We start from the raw sequence: 21,558 nt of genomic DNA, 5'->3' as shown, positions 1-21,558 counted from the left end.
AGCTGACGGATCACATCTGCAGGGCCCCGTCGATGACGAGGATGATCCCGAAGACGGCGAACAGGGCGGCGGCGCCGTACTTGATCACCTTCTCGGGGAGATTGCGGCCGAGCAGGGCACCGACCCCGATCGCGAGGGCGTCGGCCGCGACCATCCCGACGGTGGAGCCGATCCAGGTGCCGAGCCAGCCCTCCTGGGTGGCCAGGGTGATCGTCGCGAGCATCGTCTTGTCGCCGAGCTCGGCCAGGAAGAACGCGATCCCGACGGCGAAGATCGCCATTCCCCGGCTGTTGCGGGCCTTCTTGGCCTCGTCCTCGGTGAGCTCGTCGCCTCGCAGGGTCCAGCCGGCGAAGAACAGGAAGGCGATCCCGGCGACGATGGTGATGTAGTGCTGGTGCTCGGCGAAGGCGTCTCCGATGAGCGCGCCGATCCCGACCGAGGCGAGATGGACGATCGCGGTGGCGGCCGTGATCCCGAGGATCACGTCCCGGGCCCGATAGCGGGTGGCGAAGGTCATCGCCATCAGCTGGCTCTTGTCGCCGAGCTCGGCGACGAAGATGACCGCGGTCGAAAGCAGGAAGGCGTACACAGGGTTCCTCTCCGGCACCGGCCGGAGGCATCCGCAGACGGGGTGGACATCCTTCGACCAGCACCGTCACGTAGACATACGGGTGCTTGGTCGAAGGTCTCGTCCGCCACTCGCGTGGCCGATCGCGCCGGGCCCGGGGGCCAGTGTGTCGACGCGACTGTTGAGGACTACTCCCCTTCGTGGTCCTCAGTCTAGGCCACGGCCCCGGCGCCGCCCGATTCGGGCCGCCGAGGCCGGTTCGGCGAATTCCCCCGGTGAGGATCCGATCCTGGTTAGGCTGAGGTCATGGAGGAGGCCGGGGTGCGCGCGCTCCTCTTCGACCTGCAGGACACCCTTGTCCCGAGCGGCCACCCGGCCGAGCACGCCGCGGTGTCCCGGGCGATGGGAGCCGATCTCGGCGTCGACCCGGACGCTTTCGCGGCCGCGGTCTCGGAGACGTTCGACGAACGCGTCCGCGGCTTGATGGCCGATGTCCACCACACCGTGCGCTATCTGGCCAGGCGGGTCGGCGGGTCACCCACCGAGTCCCAGGTGGAGAGCGCGATCGCGCGGCTGTACAACTACTCGCTCTCGCTCCACGCCGCGACCTGGGCGCTGCCGGCGCTGACGTCGTTGCGCACACGCGGCTTCAAGCTCGGCCTCGTCGCCGACTGCTCGGCCGAGACCGTCGCGATCTGGCCCCAGAGTCCCCTTGCCGACCACCTGGACGCCGTCTCGTTCTCCTGCCAGACAGGTGTACGCAAACCCGACTCGGGCGCCTACCTCGTCGCCGCGGCCGCGCTGCAGGTGCCGACCAGCGAGTGCGTCTACGTCGGTGACGGCGCCGACCGCGAGCTGAGCGGTGCCGAGGCGGTCGGCATGCGGGCCGTCCGGTTCCGAGGTGGCGCGCTCGAGGAGCCCGACGTCGACCTCGATCCGGACTGGAGCGGGCCGACGATCAACGACCTGGGTGACCTCGTCGGGATGATCGGGGTCCCGATGCCGCGCAAAGGGTCCGAATCGCGGACGTTCGTCTCCGGCAATGTGGTGCCGTGGGGATCGAAGAGATCCTCTCGGTGATCTCTGGCTGATCTTCGGGCCGTGCGCTGTTGACCGGCTGCCGGTGCGTGGGAGGGTGATGAGCTCGGGTCAGGGTGCCACTCCTGGGGGTCGGTGTCAGCCGAATCGGGGATCCTCCCGGCTTTCGGTCCGCTCCTCGGCACGGTTCCGGATCGCCATCGGAACGGTGTCCGATATCACACCAGACCTGTTACCTGTCCTTTGACAGATTATCCGTCCGTGTGGCTCGTCACCTTCTCGAAGACATCGCTCCATCAGGCGGCACTGCGAGCGTGAATTCGGCAGCAAATGGTCCTTCACCCCTAGCCAGTTCCCGCCGAAAACGGTAAGAATCGATCGACCGACAGGGAAGATTTCCTCCGACTCCGACCCCACATTTCGGACTCAGGTTTCCAACAGTCTTGGTTTGCCCCCGACGCCCTTGACCGACATGCTTACCTGTCAGTCGACAGGTTAATCATGCTTCAAGGAGGACCCGGGTGGCGCCAGTTGCAGACCACAGCACGGACACGGTGCTGAACGCACGGGCGGATGCTCGCGCGCAAGGGGGGCAGGTCAGCGACTGGATGCCGTACCTACCGGCGTCGACGAGTCCGTTCTGTCCGGACGACGTCGACCCGGAGAGCCTGACCTGGGCCGAGACGGTCGCGCCCGGCAGCTACACCCACAAGGTCCTCGCGCGGGGCACGCGATTCCGGCTCGAGGACCCGACCGGCGAGGCCTGCGCCCACACGCTGGTCTACAACGCCCTCGAGCCGACCGAGCGCCTCAACGTCGCCGACACCCAGAAGATCCCCTGGCAGGCCTACCTCGGCGCCGGTCACCCGCTGCTCTCCGGTGACGGCCGGGTGCTCGCCACGATCCTCACCGACACCTCCGGCCGGCACGACGCGTTCTGCGGGACGAGCACCGCAGCCTGGAACGCGCTGCGCTACGGCACCGCGCTGCCCGAGGGGCCGGCGCCCGCCGGCCGTGACCTCTTCGTGAAGGCGGCCGCCAAGCACGGGCTCGGGCCGGCCGACGTACCTCCGTCGGTGTCGTTCTTCCAGGGGGTCCGGGTGGCGGAGGACGGGAGCTTCGACTGGTTCGGTTCGTCGGGCGCCGGGACCTCGGTCGAGCTCGTGGCCGAGCTGCCCCTGATCGTGCTGATCGCCAACGTCCCGCATCCACGGGACCCACGTCCGGAGTACATCGTCGGGCCGCTGCGCGTGCACGCCTGGCGTACGCCGGAGACCACCCCGACCACCCCGGCGGACGAGCGTTTCGACGCCTCTCCCGAGGTGCGGCGGGCATACCTGAACACACTCGACTATGCGGAGGCTCGGGGCCTGTGACCACGACGATCGACAACCCGGTGATGAGGCCTGTGACGACCATTCCTGTCCCTGTGACCACCTACCTGACGCCCGACGGACAGCTGGTCTCCAGCGTCCCGGTGGGGGCGTCGTACGCAGACGGCAGCCCACTGGAGTGGGGTGACCCGCTGGTGCCGGGTGCCGTCGTGCTGGACGAGCAGGTGGCTCCGCGGGCCTCGTGGTCGGGTGTCGTACGTGCCGGGCAGGTGTTGACGATCGTCGACGTCGGGGGCAACCAGTCGGGTGACTGCCTGCTCTACAACGCCCACCACACCGACGAGCGCTACAGCGCGCCGGACACGCTCGCGTGGCAGGACAACGCCTACATCCGCACCGGGACCGTGCTGCGCAGCAACCTCGGTCGTGCCCTGATGACCGTCGTCGGCAACGAGATCGACCGCCAGGACACGATCGGGGGCGCCTGCTCGCGGGAGTCCAACACGCTGCGCTACGGCCACCACGTGATGTATCACCACGGCTGCCGGGAGAACTTCCTCACCGAGGGTGCCAAGCACGGTCTCGGCATGCGCGACATCGTCTCCAACATCAACTGGTTCATGAACGTGCCCGTCGAGGAGGACGGTGCCCTCGGCATCGTCGACGGCATGTCGGCGCCCGGCAAGCGGGTCGCGCTGCGTGCCGAGATCGACACGCTCGTGCTCATCTCCAACTGCCCGCAGATGAACAACCCCTGCAACGACTTCAACCCGACGCCCCTGCGGATGATCGTGTCCGAGCCGGACGTGGACTACGAGGCCGACGCATGACGTCTGGCCCTGAGAACGGACCGTCCTACGACACCGTCCTGGTCGCCAACCGAGGGGAGATAGCCCGCCGGGTAATGCGCTCCGCGCGCGAGCTCGGGATGCGTACGGTCGCGGTCTTCTCCGAGGCCGACCGGGCGGCACCGCACGTGCGCGAGGCCGACGAGGCCGTCTGTCTGGGCTCCGCGCCCGCGCGGGACTCCTATCTGCGCGGCGACCTCATCATCGAGGCGGCCCTGCGCACGGGCGCGGGGCTGCTCCATCCCGGCTACGGCTTCCTCTCCGAGAGCGCCGCCTTCGCTCGGGAGGTGGAGGCGGCGGGACTGCGGTTCGTCGGCCCGACGCCCGAGCAGATCAGCGCCTTCGGCGAGAAGCACTCGGCCCGTCGGCTCGCCGAGAACGCCGGGGTGCCGATGCTGGCCGGCACCGGCCTGCTCTCCGGTCCGGACGAGGCGGCCGAGGAGGCCGCCCGGATCGGGCTTCCGGTGATGGTGAAGGCGACCGGCGGTGGCGGTGGCATCGGGATGACCGCGTGCAGCTCGGAGTCCGACGTGAGGGTCGCCTTCGAGCGCGTCGCCCGGCTCGCCCAGACCAGCTTCGGGACCGCCGGGGTGTTCCTGGAGCGTCTGGTGCGGCCCGCCCGCCACGTCGAGGTGCAGATCTTCGGCGACGGCGAGGGCCAGGTCGCCGTGCTCGGCGACCGCGACTGCTCCCTGCAGCGCCGCAACCAGAAGGTGATCGAGGAGGCGCCCGCGCCCGCCCTCCCCGAGCACGTCCGCACCGTCCTGCACGACTCCGCGCGTCAGCTCGCCAAGTCCGTCTCCTACCGCTCGGCCGGCACCGTGGAGTTCGTCTACGACCCGGGCCGCGAGCAGATCTCCTTCCTGGAGATGAACACCCGCCTCCAGGTCGAGCACGCCGTCACCGAGCAGGTGATGGGCATCGACATCGTCGCGCTCATGCTGCGGCTGGCCCGCGACGGCGTCACCGCCCTGCCCGACGAGCTCTTCCGCAAGTGCCCCGCACCCCAGGCGTACGCCGTGGAAGCACGGGTGTACGCCGAGGACCCGGCCAAGGACTCGATGCCGTCGTCCGGCCTGGTCACGCGCGCCGTGCTCCCGACCGCGAGCGACACCGTCCGGGTGGACTCCTGGATCGAGACCGGGCTCGAGGTCTCGCCCCACTACGACCCGCTGCTCGCCAAGGTGATCGCCACCGGCGCGACCCGCGACGAGGCGCTGGACACGCTGGGTGAGGCGCTCGCGCAGACCCGGATCGACGGGATCGTCACCAACGTCTCGGCGCTGCGCGCGATGACGACCTATCCGGAGCTCCGATCGGCCACGCACTCGACCTCGACCCTGGCCGAACGTGCCCGGGCCGGCAGCGGTGGCGACCCCGATCCGCGCATCGACGTGCTCGACCCGGGTGTGCTCACGACCGTCCAGGACCTTCCCGGCCGGGTGGGCTACTGGCAGGTCGGCGTCCCGCCCTCGGGTCCGTTCGACCCGGTCTCCTTCGCCGAGGCCAACCTGGCCGTCGGCAACCACCGGGGTGCTCCGGGCCTGGAGGTCACGGTGCCGCTGGCGACGGGCCGGACGACGGCCGTGGGGCCGACGCTGGTCTTCTCCGATCCCGCCGTCGTCTGTGTGACCGGGGCCCCCATGCCGGTCAGCGTCGACGGCGTCCCTGCCCCGCAGTGGGAGCCGATCGAGCTCCCCGCGGGGGCGACGTTGACGCTCGGCCGCACCGACGGCCCGGGGCTGCGGACCTACATCGCGGTCCGAGGCGGCCTGGACGTACCCGAGTATCTGGGCAGCGCCTCGACGTTCACGCTCGGCGGGTTCGGCGGGCACGCCGGACGTACGCTGCAGCGCGGGGACGTGCTCCGGCCCGGGACCGCGACCGACCCGCAGGCGCAGCCGGCGGCGACGCCGCTCTCGCGACGGCCGGCCCTGACCAACAGCTGGGAGATCGGCGTCACCGAGGGCCCGCACGGTGCCCCGGAGTTCTTCACCCGCGCGGACCTGGACCAGCTCTACTCGGCGAGCTACCGGGTGCACCACAACTCGGCTCGCACCGGCGTACGTCTGATCGGGCCGAAGCCGACCTGGGCCCGGGCCGACGGTGGCGAGGCCGGTTTGCACCCCTCGAACATCCACGACACCCCGTACACGGTGGGGTCGCTCGACTTCACCGGCGACACCCCGATCATCCTCGGCCCCGACGGGCCGTCGCTGGGCGGCTTCGTCTGTCCCGCGGTGGTCGCCAGCGGTGAGCTGTGGAAGATCGGACAGCTGCGCCCGGGCGACACGGTGCGGTTCGTGCCGGTGCGGGAGGGCAAGGCGGCCGGCCTGGTCAACCATCGTTCCTCCTTCACGGTGGAGTCGACGGGTGGCGACGGAGACGACGGGGTCCTCGGCCGACTGCCGGAGACACCGGCGCGACCCGAGGTCACCTACCGGCGCAGCGGCGACAACTCCGTGCTCGTGGAGTACGGGCCGATGACGCTCGACCTGGGTCTCCGGATGCGGGTGCACGCGCTGCAGTCGGCCCTGGCAGAGCACGCGCCCGCGGGCATCATCGACGTCACGCCCGGGATCCGGTCGCTCCAGGTGCACACCGACTCCTCGGTGCTGCGGGCCGGCCAGGTCGCCGGGCTGCTGCGTGAGCTCGAGGAGGACCTGCCGGCCACCTCGGAGCTGACCGTGCCCTCGCGGCGGGTCCGGCTGCCGCTCTCCTGGGACGACCCGGCGACCCGGGAGGCGATCGAGCGCTACACCGCAGGCGTACGCAACGACGCGCCGTGGGCGCCGTGGAACATCGAGTTCATCCGCCGGATCAACGGGCTCGCCTCGGTCGAGGAGGTCCATCGGACCGTGTTCGACGCGACGTACCTGGTTCTCGGGCTGGGGGACGTCTATCTGGGGGCGCCGGTCGCGACGCCGCTGGACCCGCGGCACCGGCTGGTGACGACGAAGTACAACCCGGCGCGCACCTGGACGGCGGAGAACTCCGTCGGGATCGGCGGTGCGTACATGTGCATCTACGGCATGGAGGGGCCGGGCGGCTATCAGCTGGTCGGCCGGACGACGCAGGTCTTCAACCGGTTCCGGAGGTCGACGTCGGCCGGTGGGCTCTTCCACGAAGACCCGTGGGCGCTGCGGTTCTTCGACCGGATCGAGTGGTACCCGGTCTCCGCCGACGAGCTCCTCGAGCTGCGGGCGGAGGTCGACGCCGGTCGCGGTGAGTTCGAGACCGAGGAGGGCACGTTCTCGATCAAGGAGTACGACCGCTTCCTGAGCGCCAACGCGGACTCGATCGCGGCCTTCCGCGACCAGCAGTCCACCGCCTTCGAGGAGGAGCGTGAGCGGTGGCGGGTGGCCGGCGAGTTCGACATCTGCGATCGCATCGACGCGCGCGGCGAACCCTCGGAGGTCGAGGTGCCGGATGGCTGCGTGCAGGTGACCGCGCCGTTCACCTCGACGGTCTGGAAGGTCGTCGCGAGCCGAGGGTCGCGGCTGGCCCAGGATGCGCCGCTGATGGTCGTCGAGGCGATGAAGATGGAGGCGACCGTCCCCCTCCCTGTCGCCGGCGAGCTGGTCGAGATCTACGTGAAGCCGGGCGAGCAGATCGTCCCGGGCCAGGTCATCGCCGCGGTACGGCCCGTCGACGGGGCCGCGTCTTGATCCCTGCGATCCCCGGCGGTGCGGTCTCCCGCGCCACCGCGGCTCTCGACCGGATCGAGGCGTCGGACCGGCCGGAGATCTGGATCTCGCTGCGGACGCGTGCCGACCTGCTCGCGGAGGCCGCTGCGATCGACGCGAAGGTGGCCGGTGGTGACGTGCTGCCGCTGGCGGGACGCCTGCTGGCGGTCAAGGACAACATCGACGTCCGCGGCCTGCCGACGACCGCCGGAGCGCCCTCGTTCGCCTACAAGCCCACCGCCGACGCCACTGCCGTCGCCCGGCTGCGTGCGGCCGGAGCGCTGGTCGTGGGGAAGACCAACCTCGACCAGTTCGCGACCGGGCTGGTCGGCACCCGCAGTCCGTACGGAGCGGTCCGCAACGCCTGGGACCCGGACCGGATCTCGGGCGGCTCCTCGTCGGGCTCGGCGGTCGCGGTCGCCCTCGGTCTCGTCGACCTCGCGCTGGGGACCGACACAGCGGGCTCCGGACGTGTGCCGGCAGCGCTCAACGGCATCGTCGGGGTGAAGCCGTCGCGCGGGCTGGTGCCGGTCACCGGCGTCGTGCCCGCCTGCTACACGCTCGACTGCGTCACCGTCTTCGCCCGGGACCTCGGGTCGGCGCGGGCGGCCGCGGAGCTGATGGCCGGTCCCGATCCGTCGGATCCGTTGTCGCGTACGCTGCCGGCGGATGCCCCGCTGCCGCCGGTTCCGCGGGTGGCGGTGCCGACCGGCGAGCATCTCGACGGGCTCGCCCCGGGCTGGGCCGCCGCCTTCGCCGCCGTCGTCGAACGGCTCGCGTCCGCAGGCGTCGAGATCGTCCAGACCGACATCTCGCCGCTGCTCGACGCCGCCAGGCTGCTCTACGAGGGCGCCTTCGTCGCCGAGAGGTACGCCGCGGTCGGCTCGCACCTCGAGGCCAACCGCGACCTCGTCGGGACCGACCTGGACCCGACGGTCGCCGAGATCGTGCTCGGCGGGGCATCGGCGACCGCGGCCGACTGGGCGCGGGACGTCGCCCTGCTGGCGCGGCTCGGAGCGGCAGGCAGGGAAGCGCTCACCGGCTGCTCCGCGTTGCTCACGCCGACGACGACCTGGCATCCCACGCTGGCCGAGGTGGCCGCCGACCCGGTCGGTGCCAACGCCCGCCTGGGCCGCTACACGAACTTCGCGAACCTGCTCGACATGGCCTCGCTCGCGGTCCCGGCCGGCCAGGTCGACGGACTGCCCTTCGGGGTCATGCTGACCGGCGCGGCCGGGAGCGACCGCACCCTGGCTGCGCTCGGACACACGCTGCTCAGTCCGGCCGTCGATCTGTTCGTCGTGGGTGCTCACCTGTCGGGGATGCCGCTCAACCACCAGCTGGTCGAGGCCGGCGCGACTCTGTTGCGCCCGGTGTCGACCTCGGCCGACTACCGGCTGTTCGCGCTGGACACGGTGCCGGCGAAGCCCGGCCTGGTCCGGGTGGGCGATCACGGGACGAGCGGTCCCGGGGCCGGGGTGCGGATCGAGGGCGAGCTCTGGCGCGTGCCGGCCGCGGGCTTCGGGACATTCGTCGGTGGCGTACCTGCTCCGATGGTCATCGGAAAGGTGATGCTGGAGGACGGCTCGTCGGTATCGGGATTTCTCGTCGAGCCGATCGCGGTCGAGAAGGCCGCTGATATCTCCGCGTACGGAGGGTGGCGACGTTACCGGTCTGAGCAGGGCCTTTAACGTTTATCGCGGATATCGGTTACGGGACCGGGGTCATTCCTCCTGATGGCACACGACCCTGTTCAGGCGGAGGAATCGCCGTCACACTGGGCAGAATTCCGCCAGCATTATCGCCCCGGGAGGATGCTGTGCCATGTCTGATGGATCGTCACGCCATACACTTTGTTGACAGGGAATTCAACCCTCCCGTGGGACTTTCGACTCTATTCTTTAGGGGAACAAGACTCTTTCGAATCTTCCCCGAAACTCGGGAGGCCGCTTAGATGGCGTACATGACAACTAGGCGTTCTCGGCCCGGCCGCCCCAGGCATGTGCCCGATTCGGGTACTGCCTCACCACGTGACCAGATCCTCGATGCTGCTGCGCGACTCTTCGTGTCCCAGGGCTTCGCGGCGACGTCCACCCGCGAGATCGCCGACCAGGTCGGCATCCGTCAGGCCTCCCTCTACTACCACTTCGCAGGCAAGGACGAGATCCTCGTCGAGCTGCTCCGTAAGTCGGTCCGCCCGACCACGGACAAGGTCGACAAGATCCTCAACCAGGTGCCGCCGCTCGACTACGAGACGGCTCTTTATCTGCTGGTTCTCGTCGACGTACGGACGCTTGCCGATGTGCCGCACAACGTCGGCATGCTCTACATGCTGCCGGATGTGACCAAGGGCGAGGTCTACGACGAGTTCCGTAAGGAGCACGAGGAGCTGGCCGCGGCCTATGCCGATCTCGCCAGCAAGGTGGCCTCGGAGAAGGTGCTGGAAGGCGTCAGCCTGAAGCAGCTGGGCAACATGCTCATCCAGCAGGTCGAAGGCGTCATCAACATGCGCACCGAGATGCTCAACGAGGACTCGGTGCGGAGGATCTCGTGCCCGGAGGCATGGGCGATCGCCTCCTCGTGCCTGCGGATCTGCGGGGTCAGCCAGGAGAAGATCCAGGCCGCGAACGAGGTCGCCGTCGACATGCTCGACGACTTCCTCGAGGACAGGGTCCGCGAGCTCGCCTGACAAGGCAGGCTGACAAGACGGTAACTGGTGGGTAGGGCTTGCGCGTGTGAGTTGCCCTGTTGAGGCTTGAACGACACACTTTCCGAGCCCGTTGCCCGCTTCCCCACCGCGAGGACCCCACACGTGTGCATTGACCCTTCCGGAGGCCACTGATGGCCCGGAAGCAGACAGCCATCCTCTCCGTCACCCGCGGGGTTACGACGCTCAACGGCCTGGTGGTGGATCGGCCGTGGGGGGAGGACCCGCACCAGGCCGGCATCCGCGCCGTGCGCGAGCAGCTCGCCGGCCCGAGCCGCAAGCCCGTCCAGGTGGTCGCCACCGACGACGAGGCCCGGGTCCGGATGGTCGTCCATCCCGACGGCATGGTCACCGACGTCGAGACCCTGGAGGTCTTCGGGAGCTACGGGTCCCCCGACGACGTACCCGGCTCGGCCTGGCTCCCGGACTCCGCTGCGCCGATGGTCATCCAGGCCGTCGTCGAGCCGATGGACGAGCCCGAGGAGCCGGAGCCGTACGTGCCGCCGGTCCTCGCTGTTCCGGCGCCTGTTGTCGAGACGCCTGAGCCAGAACCGTCGCGCGAGCCGGAGCCTGAGCCGGAACCCGAGCCGGAGCCTGAGCCCGAGCCGGAACCCGAGCCGGAACCCGAGCCGGAACCCGAGCCGGCTCCGCCGCCTCCGCCGATGCCGCCGCCGGCACCTGCGCCGGTGCCCGAGCCCGAACCGGAGCCTGTCCCCGTCGCCGAGCCGGTTGCCGAGCGGATTGCCGAGCCGGTTGCCGAGCGGCCGGCGGGACCGCTGGTGCCGCTGCACCACATGGAACCTGGCCCGTACCGGCGGTCGCGGATGACCCGTCGGGGTCGGATCGTGCTGGTCGTCCTCGTCGTACTCCTGCTGATCCTGATCTATGAGCTCGTCCGCGTCGTGACGTCCGACGCGGAACCCTCGAAGGAGCCGCAGAGCCAGCAGTCGCCGAGTGCCGGGGCGAGCGACGAGGTCATCGAGCCGCCGTCGCCGAGCCCGTCGGCGTCCTCGGTACGCGTCGAGCCGACCCCGAAGCCGACACCGACGCCCAAGCCGACCAAGAAGCCGGCACAGGAGCCGACCAGGACGCTGTCGGTGAAGGCGATCGCGATGACCGAGGCCATCGGGCTGCGGATCGACGCCAGCAGGCTGCCGGTGACGGCCACGATCGCGATGGATCCGTGGGGTGCGCCGGAGCGGTTCACGCGTACGGTCACCATCACCGAGCCCAACCAGCTCGTCGTCATCAAGCCGGTCGCGTCCGGGCATGCGGCCTGGAGCGTGCGGGTCGAGGGGGCGCCGAAGGTCAGCGGCTACACGCACTCCTGGCCCAAGGGCGACCGCGAGTTCGTGCAGCGCTGACCCGCGCGACCGAGGCAGTTCGATACAGGACTGAATTGCTACCACGGTCGGATGTGTGGGACTTCCGTCCGGCGTACGCTGCACAGGAACGTGTTCCTGCGCCTCGGAGGTTTGGTATGCCGCTCAAGATCACTCCGCCCGCCGGCTCCCGCACGATCCCGGGCCGGACGCTGGGCCGGGCGCTGGGGACGGTCGAGCACACCGCCAAGCAGGGCGTGCGCTGGGCGCTGGGGCACGGGTTGCCGCGTACGGCCATCGTCCGTTCCGCCAGGAAGGGCGATCTGCAGGGGGACCTGATCTTGAGCGGGCCGGGCTCGCACACCTTCGATCTGGTCGACCTGTTCGAGGAGTTCCGTCGGCGCGGGCCGCTCTACCAGGGCGGCTTCAGCCTCCTCGCGGTCGACCACGAGGTCATCAAGGAGGTGCTGACCAGCAACGACTTCGTCACCGGGTTCTTCGCGCCCGACGAGTCGGGCACCGGCCTGCTGGCCCGAGCGGCGTCCTGGTCGGCCAGCGACGTGTTCGCGCCGCTGCAGCCGCCGTCGCTGCTGGCGACCGAGCCTCCGGAGCACACCCGCTACCGCAAGCTGGTCACCCGTGTCTTCACCGTACGTGCGGTCGAGAAGCTGCGCGCGCGCACCGAGGAGATCGCCCGCGAGCTGCTCGACGACCTGGAGAAGGAAGCCGCGTCCGGCGCCGACGTCGACCTGGTCACCCGCTACTGCGGGCTGCTGCCGATCACGGTGATCTCCGAGGTGCTCGGCGTCCCGGTCGAGCTGCGCGAACGCATGCTCGAGCTCGGCAAGGGCGCGGCGCTGAGCCTCGACATCGGGCTGGGCTGGCGCACCTTCCGGGAGATGGAAGCCTCGCTGGAGGAGTTCGACACCTGGCTGCGCGGCCATCTGGAGTACCTCGCCGACCACCCCGGCGACGACCTGCTCAGCCAGCTCGTCGCCCTCCGCGACGACGGCGACCGGCTCAGCGAGCGGGAGCTGCGCGCCATCGCCGGTCTGGTCTTCGCGGCCGGCTTCGAGACCACCGTGAACCTGATCGGCAACGGCATCGCGCTGCTCCACGACAACCCCTCGCAGCTCCAGACGCTCCAGGCGCAGCCCGAGCTGTGGTCGAACGCCGCCGACGAGATCCTGCGGCTCGACCCGCCGGTGCTGCTGACCGGCCGGGTCGCGCGTCGCGACTCCACCATCGCCGGCCAGCCGATCCCGCGCGGCACGATCATCAACACCGTGCTCGCCGCGGCCAACCGGGACCCGGACGTCTTCACCGACCCGCACACCTTCGACGTCACCCGCGAGAACGCCCGCGACCATCTCTCCTTCTCCAGCGGCCGCCACTTCTGCCTCGGTGCCGCGCTGGCCCGGATGGAGGGCGAGATCGGTCTCCGGCTCCTCTTCGAGCGCTTCCCGGACCTGAAGCTCCGCGACGACCGCGAGCGCCACCCCACCCGCATCCTCCGCGGCTACTCGCATCTTCCGGCACGGATCGCCTGACCGCCGAGGCGTCAGGTACGTCGGCCGAGACGTCACTCCCGTCGGCCGAGGTGGCACCCGGGTGCCGTCTCGGCCGACGCCGGTGACGTCTCGTCAGTGCTGGGCGGCGTCGAGGAGTCGTTGTCCGAGCTCGGCGACGCAGCGGCGTACCTCGTCGCCCTCGACCACGCGGAACGGGACGGCCTGGCGGGCGAGCTCCTGGGCGTACCAGCCCGGGCTGTTGGTGCTCCCGACGAGACGGCAGCGGTCGTCGTCGAGGGGTTCGAGACGGCCCAGGACGCGCGGCAGATAGCGGTCGACCTGGGCGAACGGCGCGTCGAAGACGACCTCGACCGGATAGGCCCAGCCCTCGCCGAGGTGTTCCTCGACCTCGGTGACGGGGTCGATCTCGGGACGTACGAAGGTGGTCTCCTCGATGTCGACCGCACCCATCCGGTCGACCCGGAGCACCCGGCGGGCCTCGGCGGTGTGCGACCAGCAGAGCAGGTACCAGCGGGCGTGGCGTACGACGACCGCCCACGGGTCGACGACCATCTTGCGCTCGTTGCCGTTCTCGGTGGTGTAGGCGATGGTGGTGCGCCGCCGGGAGTCGCAGGCCTGGACCAGGCTGGTGGTGATGTCCGGGTCGGGGGAGACGGCGCTCTGGTCGGGAACGGCCGAGATCGTACGCCGCACCGCGGCCACCGTCTGGGCCAGCGACTCGGGCAGCACCCGGCCGATCTTGCCGACGGCGCTGCCGACCGGGCCGGTGGCGTCGGCGATGTCGTGGTGGCCGTCGAGCAGGGCCATCACCAGACCGAGCGCCTCCGCGGTGGTGAAGATGAGCGGGGTGCGCATCCCGCGGCCGAGCCGGTAGCCGCCGTAGGGGCCACGCTCGGACTCGACCGGGATGCCGGCCTCGCGCAGGATCGCGACGTAGCGACGGGCGGCGCGCTCGGTCACTCGCAGCCGCTCGCCCAGGCGCTCGGCGGTGATGCCCGGGGAGGACTGCAGCAGCTCGAGGGTGAGCAGTGCTCGAGCGGTCGGGCTCTCGTCATGTCCCATCGTGGCGGCTCCCGGAAGTAGGTCGTCCGGATTCAGATTAGTCGGTGACTTCAGGCGAGGTGGGTCCCGTACCCTTACCGGCATATGAGACTTCTGCTGATCAGACACGGCCAGACCCCGAGCAACGTCTCCGGGGCGCTCGACACCGCTTTCCCCGGGGCCGGGTTGACCGAGCTGGGCCACTCCCAGGCCGCGGCGGTGCCGGACGCGCTGGTGGGGGAGCGGATCGTCGGGCTGTACGCCTCGCGCCTGGTGCGCACCCAGCTGACCGCCGCGCCGCTCTCCGCCCGGCTCGGGCTGCCGGTCGTGGTGCAGGAGGGCTTCGAGGAGATCAACGCGGGTGACCTGGAGATGGCCACCGACAAGGAGTCGGTGACGGCCTATCTCGAGGCGCTCGGCGACTGGATCGGCGGCACGCTCGAGACGCCGGTCCCGGGCGGTGAGGCGGGCCACGAGTTCCTGGCGCGCTTCGACGCCGCTGTGCAGTCCGTCGTCAAGCAGCACGAGCCCGACGACACCGTCGCGATCGTCTCGCACGGCGCGGCGATCCGGATGTGGACCGGGTTGCGCACCGCGCAGTCGCCCGCCTTCGGCGACGACAACCGGATCCGCAACACCGGGCTCGCGATCGTCGAGGGGAGCCTGGAGGAGGGCTGGACGACGGTCTCCTGGAACAACGACCCGCTCGGCGGGGCGCACCTGATCGGCGAGGGTTTTTGATCCTCCGCTCCGTCCTGCTCTTCGTGCTGGCCGCGATCGCCGAGATCGGTGGTGCCTGGCTGGTCTGGCAGGGGTTGCGGGAGCATCGCGGCTGGCTCTGGGTGGGTGCCGGATTCATCGCGCTCGGCCTCTACGGCGTCGTCGCGACGCTGCAGACCGACGCCCACTTCGGGCGGATCCTGGCGGCGTACGGCGGGGTCTTCGTCGCCGGCTCGATCGCCTGGGGGATGGCGATGGACGGCTACCGGCCCGACCGCTGGGACATCGCCGGGGCGACGCTGTGCCTGGCCGGGATGGGCGTGATCATGTACGCGCCGCGTGGGTGAGGATGGGGCCATGGCCCTCGAGGAAGACTCCCCGCGCACCTTCGTCCCCGTCCCGCCGGCGGAGCGGCCGCGCCGCAGCCGGAGCACCGCCCGCGTACTCCTGATCGACGACCGCGACCGGATCCTGCTCTTCGCCGACTCCGACCCGGGGATCCCGGGCGTGCGCTGGTGGATCACCCCGGGAGGTGGCATCGACGACGGCGAGAGCGAAGCGGTCGCCGCGGTGCGTGAGGTCGAGGAGGAGACCGGTCTGCGGATCACCGAGGCCGACCTCGTGGGGCCGACGATGCGGAGGCGGGTGGTGCACGGCTACAGCGACGTGGTCATCGACCAGCAGGACGTCTTCTACGCCTGCTGGGTGCCCGCGTTCGAGGTCTCCACTGCCGGCCACACCGAGGAGGAGCAACTCACCATGGCCGCCCACCGCTGGTGGACCCGCGAGGAGCTCGCCACGACCGATGAGGAGATCTGGCCGGCGGTCCTCCTCGACCTGTGGAAGGACGCCGACGTACGCCGCGACGCGGCCGCCTCCGCTCCCGCCGATGGCGGCCGGGTCGAGGAGTCGACGGTCCCGGCCTGAGGGCTGACCTGCAGAGACGCCGCAGCCGACCATCCCCCTCGATGGTCGGCTGCGGTCTTGCGAGATCTGGTCGACATCCCTCGGTGCGACGAGATCTCTCGCGTGTGTCGTCTGCGCGAGCGTGAATCCCCCGATCCGCTCGTGCGACGACACTCAGTCCGTGGAGCGGCCCCCCGACCGCGCCCTGGGCCTCCCCCTCAGCAGGCCCAGGGCGTCCAAGCACAGCCTCAGGCTGTGAACGACGGACCGAAGATGAAGGCGCATGATCAGCGGAAGGCGCCGAGCGCGACGATGCCGGTGGCGGCCACGGCGGCGATGCCGAACATCGTGGTGCCGACGGCCGGCGGCATCCCGCCGCGGTGCTTGTGCTCGGACGGGTCGTTCTTGCGGATGCTGCGGACGGCGTCGAGGACGTTGTTGCGGATCGACTCGACGGCGGTCAGGTCACTGCGGTGACGTGCGGTGATCGTGGTGGTAGCCATGGTGATTCCTCTTCTCGGCGGTCGGCGCTGGCCACCCGTCGTCGGCGGCCTTCACGTGAGTGGAACGGGGTCGCGGCGAGGTCATGACGCGGCTTTGCGCCACTTTGGAGTTACGAAATATCCACAACCGAGAAACATCGCGTCGAGCCGTACGCTGCGAGACCGTCATCGAGCGCAGCCGGCGTGCACGGCCTTCGAGATCGGTGCGCTGTTGTACGGCGCTGGGTTCGTGATCATCCTGCTGATGCAGGCGTTCGGGCCGTCGTTCGTGATGAACCTCGACGGCGTACTCCTGCTGCTGTGAAGCGTGGCGTGGTGCTCACGCTCCTGCTCGCGGCAGGGGTCGGCGTCGTCGTCGCGCTGGCCGGCGGGCCGTTGCCCTAGAGGTAGAGCCCGCCCGAGGAGTCGCCGTGGTCGTGCTGACCCGGCTGCTGGGGGCCACCCTGGCCCGGGGCGGGATGGCCCTCGGGGGAAAGGGTTGCGCCCGGCGGCAGGCCCTTGCGGATCTGCTCGAACTGGGCGCGCGCGGCCACCTGCTGGGCGTAGATCGCGGTCTGGATGCCGTGGAAGAGGCCCTCGAGCCAGCCGACCAGCTGGGCCTGCGCGATCCGCAGCTCGCCCTCGGACGGGGTCTGCTGCTCGGCGAAGGGCAGCGAGAGCCGCTCCAGCTCCTCGACCAGCTCGGGCGCGAGCCCGGACTCGAGTTCCTTTATCGAGGCCTGGTGGATCTCACGCAGCCGGTTGCGGGAAGCCTCGTCGAGCGGGGCGGCCTTCACCTCCTCGAGCAGCTGGCGGATCATCGATCCGATCCGCATCACCTTCGCGGGCTGCTCCACGAGGTCGGTCACGTCGCGCTCCTCGTCCCCGGCGGCCTCGGGCGCGGTGGCGTCCTTGAGTACGTCGGCGGGCACCGCGATCGGCTGCCCGTCGGGTCCGATGACCACGACTTCCCCGGTCTGCTCCTGCGTCATGCGCTCAACCCTACCTAGCCCGCGGTGGTCAGCAGGATCTTGCCGGTGTGCGTGCCGGACTCCATGAGCCGGTGCGCCTCGGCGGCCTCTGCCAGCGGAAGTACGTCCTGCACGACCGCCTTCACCTCGCCGGCCTCGACCATCGGCCAGATGCGCTCGACGACCTCGGCGCAGATCGTGGCCTTCTGCTCGACCGGGCGCCCGCGCAGGTTGGTGGCGATCACCGCGGCCCGCTTGCGGAGCAGGGCGTTGATGTCGAGCTCGGCCTTGGTGCCGCCCTGCATGCCGATGATGACCAGGCGGCCCTCGGGGTTGAGGGCCTCGATGTTGCGGGCGAGGTATTTCGCGCCCATGTTGTCGAGGATGACGTCGGCGCCGCCGTAGACCTTGGCGACCTCGACGAAGTCCTGGTCCTTGTAGTTGATGACCACCTCGGCGCCGAGCGACGTGGCCAGCTCGGCCTTCTCGGCCGAACCGACCGTCGTGATCACCCGGGCGCCGATCTGGCTGGCGATCTGGATCGCCATCGTGCCGATCCCGCCGGCGCCGCCGTGGACCAGGAACGTCTCGTCGGGGGTCAGCCCGCCGACCATGAACACGTTGGACCACACGGTGGTGGTGACCTCGGGGAGCGCCGCGGCGGTGACCAGGTCGACGCCCGCGGGCACCGGCATCACCTGACCGGCCGGGACCGCGACCTTCGTCGCGTAGCCACCGCCGGCCAGGAGCGCGCACACCTCGTCGCCCACCTGCCACTCCTCGACGCCCTCGCCGACCGCGGAGATCACGCCGCTGCACTCCATCCCGATGATGTCGCTGGCGCCCTTCGGCGGCGGGTAGAAGCCCTGCCGCTGCAGCAGGTCGGCCCGGTTGAGCCCCGCGGCGGCGACGTCGATCACGACCTCGCCAGGTGCCGGCTCCGGGTCCGGACGGTCGGTGACGGTGAGGACCTCGGGCCCTCCGGGCTGCTCGGCTACGACGGCTCGCATGGGCCCAACACTAGGGGCCTGTCGTAGGGGTGGCTGAGGGGCTGGCGGCGTGTAACACGTCGTTCGTAGGTCTTTCCGGTCGTTCAGAACGACCGGAAAGACGGTGTAACAGCGTGTTACAGCTGGCTCGCGAGCCGCCCGAGGCGATCCCTCAGAGCGACTTCAGGTCCGTCCAGGTGTCGATGTCGCGGTGCTCGTCGCCCTCGGCGGGGACCTCGACGAGGTCCAGATCGGCCAGCAGCGTACGCAGCGGCATCCCGTGCTGGCCCTCGTGGTCCGGGCGGACCTCGGCGAGCCGGGCGGTGGAGAGCACCAGGGCGAGCTGCCGGCGCTGGTCGGGCCCGACGAGCACGGCGCCGTCGCGGCCGAACGCCGCCTCCCGGAGCCGGGACAGCGTCCGCGGACGCAGGAAGGGCATGTCGACGGCGATCACGCCGACGTACGCCCTCGGGGTCAGCAGCGCGTCCACCCCGGTCAGCAGGGCGGCGACCGGACCGCCGAAGCGGGGGTCCTCGCGGACGAAGGTCACCGGGCGCTCGGTGTGCACCGGGTCGCCCACCACGACGACCTCCATCGCGTCGACGACGGCGTCCAGCGCCCAGGCCAGCATCGTGCGGCCGCCGAGCTCGATCCCGGACTTGTCGATCCCGTCGAGGCGGGAGCTGCGTCCTCCGGCGAGCAGCACGGCAGCGTACGGCTCCCATTCGTCCCAACCAGTCACATGGCAGACCCTAGTCTGGAGCCGTGACCACCTGGAACAGCCTCCGGATCAGCCTCGTGCAGCAGGCCTCGGGTCTCGAGCCCGACGCCAACAGGAAGCTCCTGGCCGAGCTGACCCCGAGCGACAGTGACCTGGTCGTCTTCCCGGAGGTCTTCGCGCGCGACTTCGGCAAGCCCGGATCCGACCTGAGCCCGTACGCCGAGAGGCCGGACGGGCCGTTCGGGACCGAGCTGTCCCGGGTCGCCGGGGAACGTGGAGCCACGGTGGTGGCCGGGATGCTCGAGACGAGCGGTGATCCCGGCGGCCGGCCGTTCAACACGCTGCTCGTGCGGGGCGGCGCGGAGGCGGCGTACCGGAAGATCCATCTCTACGACTCCTTCGGCTACAAGGAGTCCGACGCGCTGGTCGCGGGTGCGATCGAGCCGGTGGTGGTCGACATCGACGGGGTGCCGACGGGGCTGATGACCTGTTACGACCTGCGCTTCCCCGAGCTCGCGCGAGGCCTGGTCGATGCCGGTGCCGAGCTGATCGTGCTGCCGGCCGCGTGGGTGGCCGGGCCGCGCAAGGTCGACCACTGGCGCACGCTCGTGCGTGCCCGCGCGATCGAGAACACGGTCTTCATCGCGGCGGCCGCCCAGTCGGCGCCCCGCTACTGCGGACACTCGATGATCGTCGACCCCCTCGGGGACGTGCTGGTCGAGGCCGGCGACGGTGACGAGATCGTCTCCGCGACGATCGATCGGGCCGTGCTCGAGGACGCCCGCCGGACCAACCCGTCCCTGGTCAACCGCAGAATGTGACCCTGGTCAACAACTCCTCGTCACAGCGGTAAACGGATATCGATGACTCGTTAGGTTCACCCCTTCCCCGGTATCCTCGCCTGTTATGGACCGAGCCCCCCGCCGTCGCGCTGACAAGAGCAAGCGTGGCCGTCGTGCAGCCGGTCGCAGCGAGCCCACACCCGCCTACGTCGAGCCCAGCTCGAGCGAGGCGCTGGCCTATGACCAGTGGGCGGAGAACGACTGGTCCACCGGCTACGAGGAACCCGGCCAGCCCTACGGAGGGCAGAGCAACAGCCAGGGTTGGAGCGAGACCGGCTGGGCCGACGAGACGTGGTACGACGAGCGCCAGCCGTCCCAGGATCCGCCCACCCCGGGTGGTGGCCGCCGGATCGCGGGGCGCACCGAGCCGGAGCAGTTCGACGAGCCGACCGGTTACACGGGCAAGCGCGCCCGCCTGACCTCGCCGGAGCCCCCAGCCCCCGCCGGTCGTGGCTACGACGCCGACGGATTCAGCGGTGGCTACGCGGACGCCCCGGTCCGGCCCGCGCCCACGCCGGAGCCCGCGCTGAGCGGTCGGACCGCGCCGCCCCCGAGCGCGCGGCAGGCGCCGGCCTACTCCACGACGGGCACCTACACGGTCATGCCCGGCGTGGTGCAGGCGCCGCCGCAGACGCCGTCCCACATCCAGCAGCCGGCCTACCAGCCGGATCCCTACCAGGCCGACCCCTACCAGTCCGACCCGTATCAGTCGGGCCACCTCGAGCCGGTCTACGAGCCGGTGGCGCCCTACGAGTCGGAGTCCGCCGGCCGGCCCGCGACCGCTGCCAAGGTGACCTCGTTCCTCGCCCAGCCCCGGGTCCCCGGTGCCGGCGCCGCCCGCGCAGGCCTCGGGATCATCGAGAGCCTGACCGCCGGCACGGTCCGGGCGATCTGGATGGTCGCGCTCGCGGTCGGCCTGCTCGGCCTCGGGATCAGCGCCTTCGATCTGGGCCCGGAGATCTTCGGCGGCCTCGGTGCCGCCGTGGTCGGCACCGCCTACACCTTCGCGCTGGCTCACCGCACCGGTGGCCGGCCGCTGATCTTCGGTGCGCTGGCAGGCGCCGCCGGGCTCGTCGTGGTGCTCACGGACAACGAGGCGCTGCGTACGGGTGCGGCGGTTCTGGTCGCCTCGGTGGCGGCGGTCCTCGCAGTGATGGGCACGGTCCCCTCACGTCGCTTCCCGAAGACGATCCGGGAGACGTTCATCGCGGTCGGCATCGCCGCGCTCGGAAGCTTCGCCGCGCTCGGCTTCGAGCCGGTGGTGATGGTCTCCCGGTTCGAGTACGCCACGCTGGCCTGCTCGCTCGCGATCGCCTTCTTCGCGGTCTACCGCCTCGGTGCCGGCCTGCACGGCCTCGGTCGGCGCGGCGCGATCGTGGTCGGCATCGGTGGCCTGATGCTCGCGCTCACCCTGATCTACGCCGAGATGCTGCGCCGCTACGGCAGCACCGGCCTGATGGACTCGATCGACGAGATGCAGCGCTGGTGCCGCATCCACCTCGGCGGCTACCCGCACCCCATCCAGGCGCTCTTCGGAGTCCCGGCGCTGGTCTGGGGCACGCACATGCGCGCCCGGCGCCGCCAGGGCTGGTGGGTCTGCCTCTTCGGTGTCGCGCTCACCGCGCCGGTCGCCAGCACGTTCCTCAACCCCGATGTCGGGCTCGCCGAGGCCGCGCTCTCGGTCGTCTACAGCATCCTCATCGGCCTGGTGATCGCCTTCGTCATCATCCGCATCGACCTCGCGCTCACCGGCTCGACCGCTGCCGGCAGCGGCCGCAGGGCGGCGCGCGAGGCCGACGAGGCCAGTGCCGTACGCCCCGAGCCCGGCCGCACCCATGCGCTGCTCTGAGC

General features: G+C 70.6%; 19 protein-coding genes. 13 read left to right on the top strand and 6 right to left on the bottom strand.

Translation table 11 applies throughout. The features are described 5' to 3' along the window. Nucleotides 1–10: 10 nt before the first annotated feature. Nucleotides 11–607, bottom strand: coding sequence for a TMEM165/GDT1 family protein (locus tag UG56_RS08430; RefSeq protein ID WP_256206510.1), 597 nt, complete (start codon nt 605–607; stop codon nt 11–13). 267 nt (nt 608–874) lie between these two features. On the opposite strand from UG56_RS08430, the gene UG56_RS08425 reads away from it, so the two are divergent. The 8 genes from UG56_RS08425 to UG56_RS08390 all read left to right on the top strand — a co-directional run bounded on the left by UG56_RS08425 (nt 875) and on the right by UG56_RS08390 (nt 13,053). Next, complete coding sequence (locus tag UG56_RS08425; protein ID WP_052693935.1) at nt 875–1,648, top strand: HAD family hydrolase; 774 nt, start codon at nt 875–877, stop codon at nt 1,646–1,648. A gap of 566 nt (nt 1,649–2,214) precedes the next feature. Then, a complete protein-coding gene (locus UG56_RS08420) occupies nt 2,215–2,982 on the top strand; it encodes an urea amidolyase associated protein UAAP1 (RefSeq protein ID WP_256206509.1) in 768 nt (255 codons plus the stop codon). Then, nucleotides 2,979–3,770 (top strand): urea amidolyase associated protein UAAP2, encoded by a 792-nt coding sequence (locus UG56_RS08415; RefSeq protein ID WP_256206508.1) that lies wholly within the window; start codon nt 2,979–2,981, stop codon nt 3,768–3,770. The genes UG56_RS08420 and UG56_RS08415 overlap by 4 nt, the downstream gene beginning before the upstream one ends. Further along, the gene (uca, locus tag UG56_RS08410; RefSeq protein WP_045550548.1) at nt 3,767–7,456 is read left to right on the top strand and encodes an urea carboxylase; all 3,690 of its coding nucleotides are present in this window, start codon (nt 3,767–3,769) and stop codon (nt 7,454–7,456) included. Before UG56_RS08415 ends, uca begins: the two co-directional genes overlap by 4 nt. Next, entirely contained in the window at nt 7,453–9,165 is a 1,713-nt protein-coding gene (gene atzF / locus UG56_RS08405) for an allophanate hydrolase (RefSeq protein WP_084100730.1), read from the top strand. Before uca ends, atzF begins: the two co-directional genes overlap by 4 nt. Nucleotides 9,166–9,428: 263 nt before the next feature. Further along, nucleotides 9,429–10,163 (top strand): TetR/AcrR family transcriptional regulator, encoded by a 735-nt coding sequence (locus UG56_RS08400; RefSeq protein ID WP_084100727.1) that lies wholly within the window; start codon nt 9,429–9,431, stop codon nt 10,161–10,163. A gap of 152 nt (nt 10,164–10,315) precedes the next feature. Further along, nucleotides 10,316–11,545, top strand: coding sequence for a hypothetical protein (locus tag UG56_RS28280; RefSeq protein ID WP_052694035.1), 1,230 nt, complete (start codon nt 10,316–10,318; stop codon nt 11,543–11,545). 116 nt (nt 11,546–11,661) lie between these two features. After that, nucleotides 11,662–13,053, top strand: a complete 1,392-nt coding sequence (locus UG56_RS08390; protein WP_084100724.1) for a cytochrome P450 — start codon at nt 11,662–11,664, stop codon at nt 13,051–13,053. A 93-nt stretch (nt 13,054–13,146) separates the two neighbouring features. Here the strand turns inward: UG56_RS08390 and UG56_RS08385 are convergent, their stop codons facing one another. After that, nucleotides 13,147–14,097, bottom strand: coding sequence for a helix-turn-helix transcriptional regulator (locus UG56_RS08385; protein ID WP_045550959.1), 951 nt, complete (start codon nt 14,095–14,097; stop codon nt 13,147–13,149). 84 nt (nt 14,098–14,181) lie between these two features. Here UG56_RS08385 and UG56_RS08380 point away from each other — a divergent pair, with 84 nt between their 5' ends. From UG56_RS08380 to UG56_RS08370, 3 genes are read left to right on the top strand one after another with little or no spacing between them, the layout of a single operon-like run. After that, nucleotides 14,182–14,817 (top strand): histidine phosphatase family protein, encoded by a 636-nt coding sequence (locus tag UG56_RS08380; RefSeq protein WP_045550958.1) that lies wholly within the window; start codon nt 14,182–14,184, stop codon nt 14,815–14,817. Further along, nucleotides 14,814–15,143 (top strand): YnfA family protein, encoded by a 330-nt coding sequence (locus UG56_RS08375; protein ID WP_045550957.1) that lies wholly within the window; start codon nt 14,814–14,816, stop codon nt 15,141–15,143. The genes UG56_RS08380 and UG56_RS08375 overlap by 4 nt, the downstream gene beginning before the upstream one ends. A gap of 10 nt (nt 15,144–15,153) precedes the next feature. Continuing rightward, nucleotides 15,154–15,723 (top strand): NUDIX hydrolase, encoded by a 570-nt coding sequence (locus tag UG56_RS08370; RefSeq protein ID WP_045550956.1) that lies wholly within the window; start codon nt 15,154–15,156, stop codon nt 15,721–15,723. A gap of 266 nt (nt 15,724–15,989) precedes the next feature. Here the strand turns inward: UG56_RS08370 and UG56_RS08365 are convergent, their stop codons facing one another. The 4 genes from UG56_RS08365 to mobA all read right to left on the bottom strand — a co-directional run bounded on the left by UG56_RS08365 (nt 15,990) and on the right by mobA (nt 18,886). After that, on the bottom strand, nt 15,990–16,205 hold the full coding sequence (locus UG56_RS08365) for a hypothetical protein (protein WP_045550955.1): 216 nt from the start codon (nt 16,203–16,205) through the stop codon (nt 15,990–15,992). 380 nt (nt 16,206–16,585) lie between these two features. Continuing rightward, nucleotides 16,586–17,176 carry a bacterial proteasome activator family protein gene (locus UG56_RS08360; protein ID WP_045550954.1) on the bottom strand — a complete coding sequence of 197 codons (591 nt, stop codon included), beginning with the start codon at nt 17,174–17,176 and terminating at the stop codon, nt 16,586–16,588. Between the two features lie 14 nt (nt 17,177–17,190). After that, nucleotides 17,191–18,165, bottom strand: coding sequence for an NAD(P)H-quinone oxidoreductase (locus UG56_RS08355; RefSeq protein WP_045550953.1), 975 nt, complete (start codon nt 18,163–18,165; stop codon nt 17,191–17,193). Nucleotides 18,166–18,316: 151 nt separating this feature from the next. Further along, entirely contained in the window at nt 18,317–18,886 is a 570-nt protein-coding gene (mobA, locus tag UG56_RS08350) for a molybdenum cofactor guanylyltransferase (RefSeq protein WP_052694034.1), read from the bottom strand. A gap of 23 nt (nt 18,887–18,909) precedes the next feature. On the opposite strand from mobA, the gene UG56_RS08345 reads away from it, so the two are divergent. Continuing rightward, nucleotides 18,910–19,686, top strand: a complete 777-nt coding sequence (locus tag UG56_RS08345) for a carbon-nitrogen hydrolase family protein (RefSeq protein WP_045550952.1) — start codon at nt 18,910–18,912, stop codon at nt 19,684–19,686. An 85-nt stretch (nt 19,687–19,771) separates the two neighbouring features. Next, on the top strand, nt 19,772–21,556 hold the full coding sequence (locus UG56_RS28810; RefSeq protein ID WP_256206507.1) for a hypothetical protein: 1,785 nt from the start codon (nt 19,772–19,774) through the stop codon (nt 21,554–21,556). Nucleotides 21,557–21,558: the final 2 nt, after the last annotated feature.

The sequence above is a fragment of the Nocardioides luteus genome (assembly GCF_000960475.2).
GTDB lineage: Bacteria > Actinomycetota > Actinomycetes > Propionibacteriales > Nocardioidaceae > Nocardioides > Nocardioides luteus_A.
This window is presented reverse-complemented; position numbering and strand designations above follow the sequence as displayed.

Bases quoted from the DNA above. Each gene is read 5' to 3' on its own strand.
- UG56_RS08360 (WP_045550954.1), bottom strand. From the start codon at position 17,176: ATGACGCAGGAGCAGACCGGGGAAGTCGTGGTCATCGGACCCGACGGG.
- UG56_RS08370 (WP_045550956.1), top strand. From the start codon at position 15,154: ATGGCCCTCGAGGAAGACTCCCCGCGCACCTTCGTCCCCGTCCCGCCG.
- UG56_RS08390 (WP_084100724.1), top strand. From the start codon at position 11,662: ATGCCGCTCAAGATCACTCCGCCCGCCGGCTCCCGCACGATCCCGGGC.
- uca (WP_045550548.1), top strand. From the start codon at position 3,767: ATGACGTCTGGCCCTGAGAACGGACCGTCCTACGACACCGTCCTGGTC.
- UG56_RS08385 (WP_045550959.1), bottom strand. From the start codon at position 14,097: ATGGGACATGACGAGAGCCCGACCGCTCGAGCACTGCTCACCCTCGAG.
- UG56_RS08355 (WP_045550953.1), bottom strand. From the start codon at position 18,165: ATGCGAGCCGTCGTAGCCGAGCAGCCCGGAGGGCCCGAGGTCCTCACC.
- UG56_RS28810 (WP_256206507.1), top strand. From the start codon at position 19,772: ATGGACCGAGCCCCCCGCCGTCGCGCTGACAAGAGCAAGCGTGGCCGT.
- UG56_RS08365 (WP_045550955.1), bottom strand. From the start codon at position 16,205: ATGGCTACCACCACGATCACCGCACGTCACCGCAGTGACCTGACCGCC.
- UG56_RS08420 (WP_256206509.1), top strand. From the start codon at position 2,215: ATGCCGTACCTACCGGCGTCGACGAGTCCGTTCTGTCCGGACGACGTC.
- UG56_RS08380 (WP_045550958.1), top strand. From the start codon at position 14,182: ATGAGACTTCTGCTGATCAGACACGGCCAGACCCCGAGCAACGTCTCC.
- UG56_RS08400 (WP_084100727.1), top strand. From the start codon at position 9,429: ATGGCGTACATGACAACTAGGCGTTCTCGGCCCGGCCGCCCCAGGCAT.
- UG56_RS28280 (WP_052694035.1), top strand. From the start codon at position 10,316: ATGGCCCGGAAGCAGACAGCCATCCTCTCCGTCACCCGCGGGGTTACG.
- UG56_RS08425 (WP_052693935.1), top strand. From the start codon at position 875: ATGGAGGAGGCCGGGGTGCGCGCGCTCCTCTTCGACCTGCAGGACACC.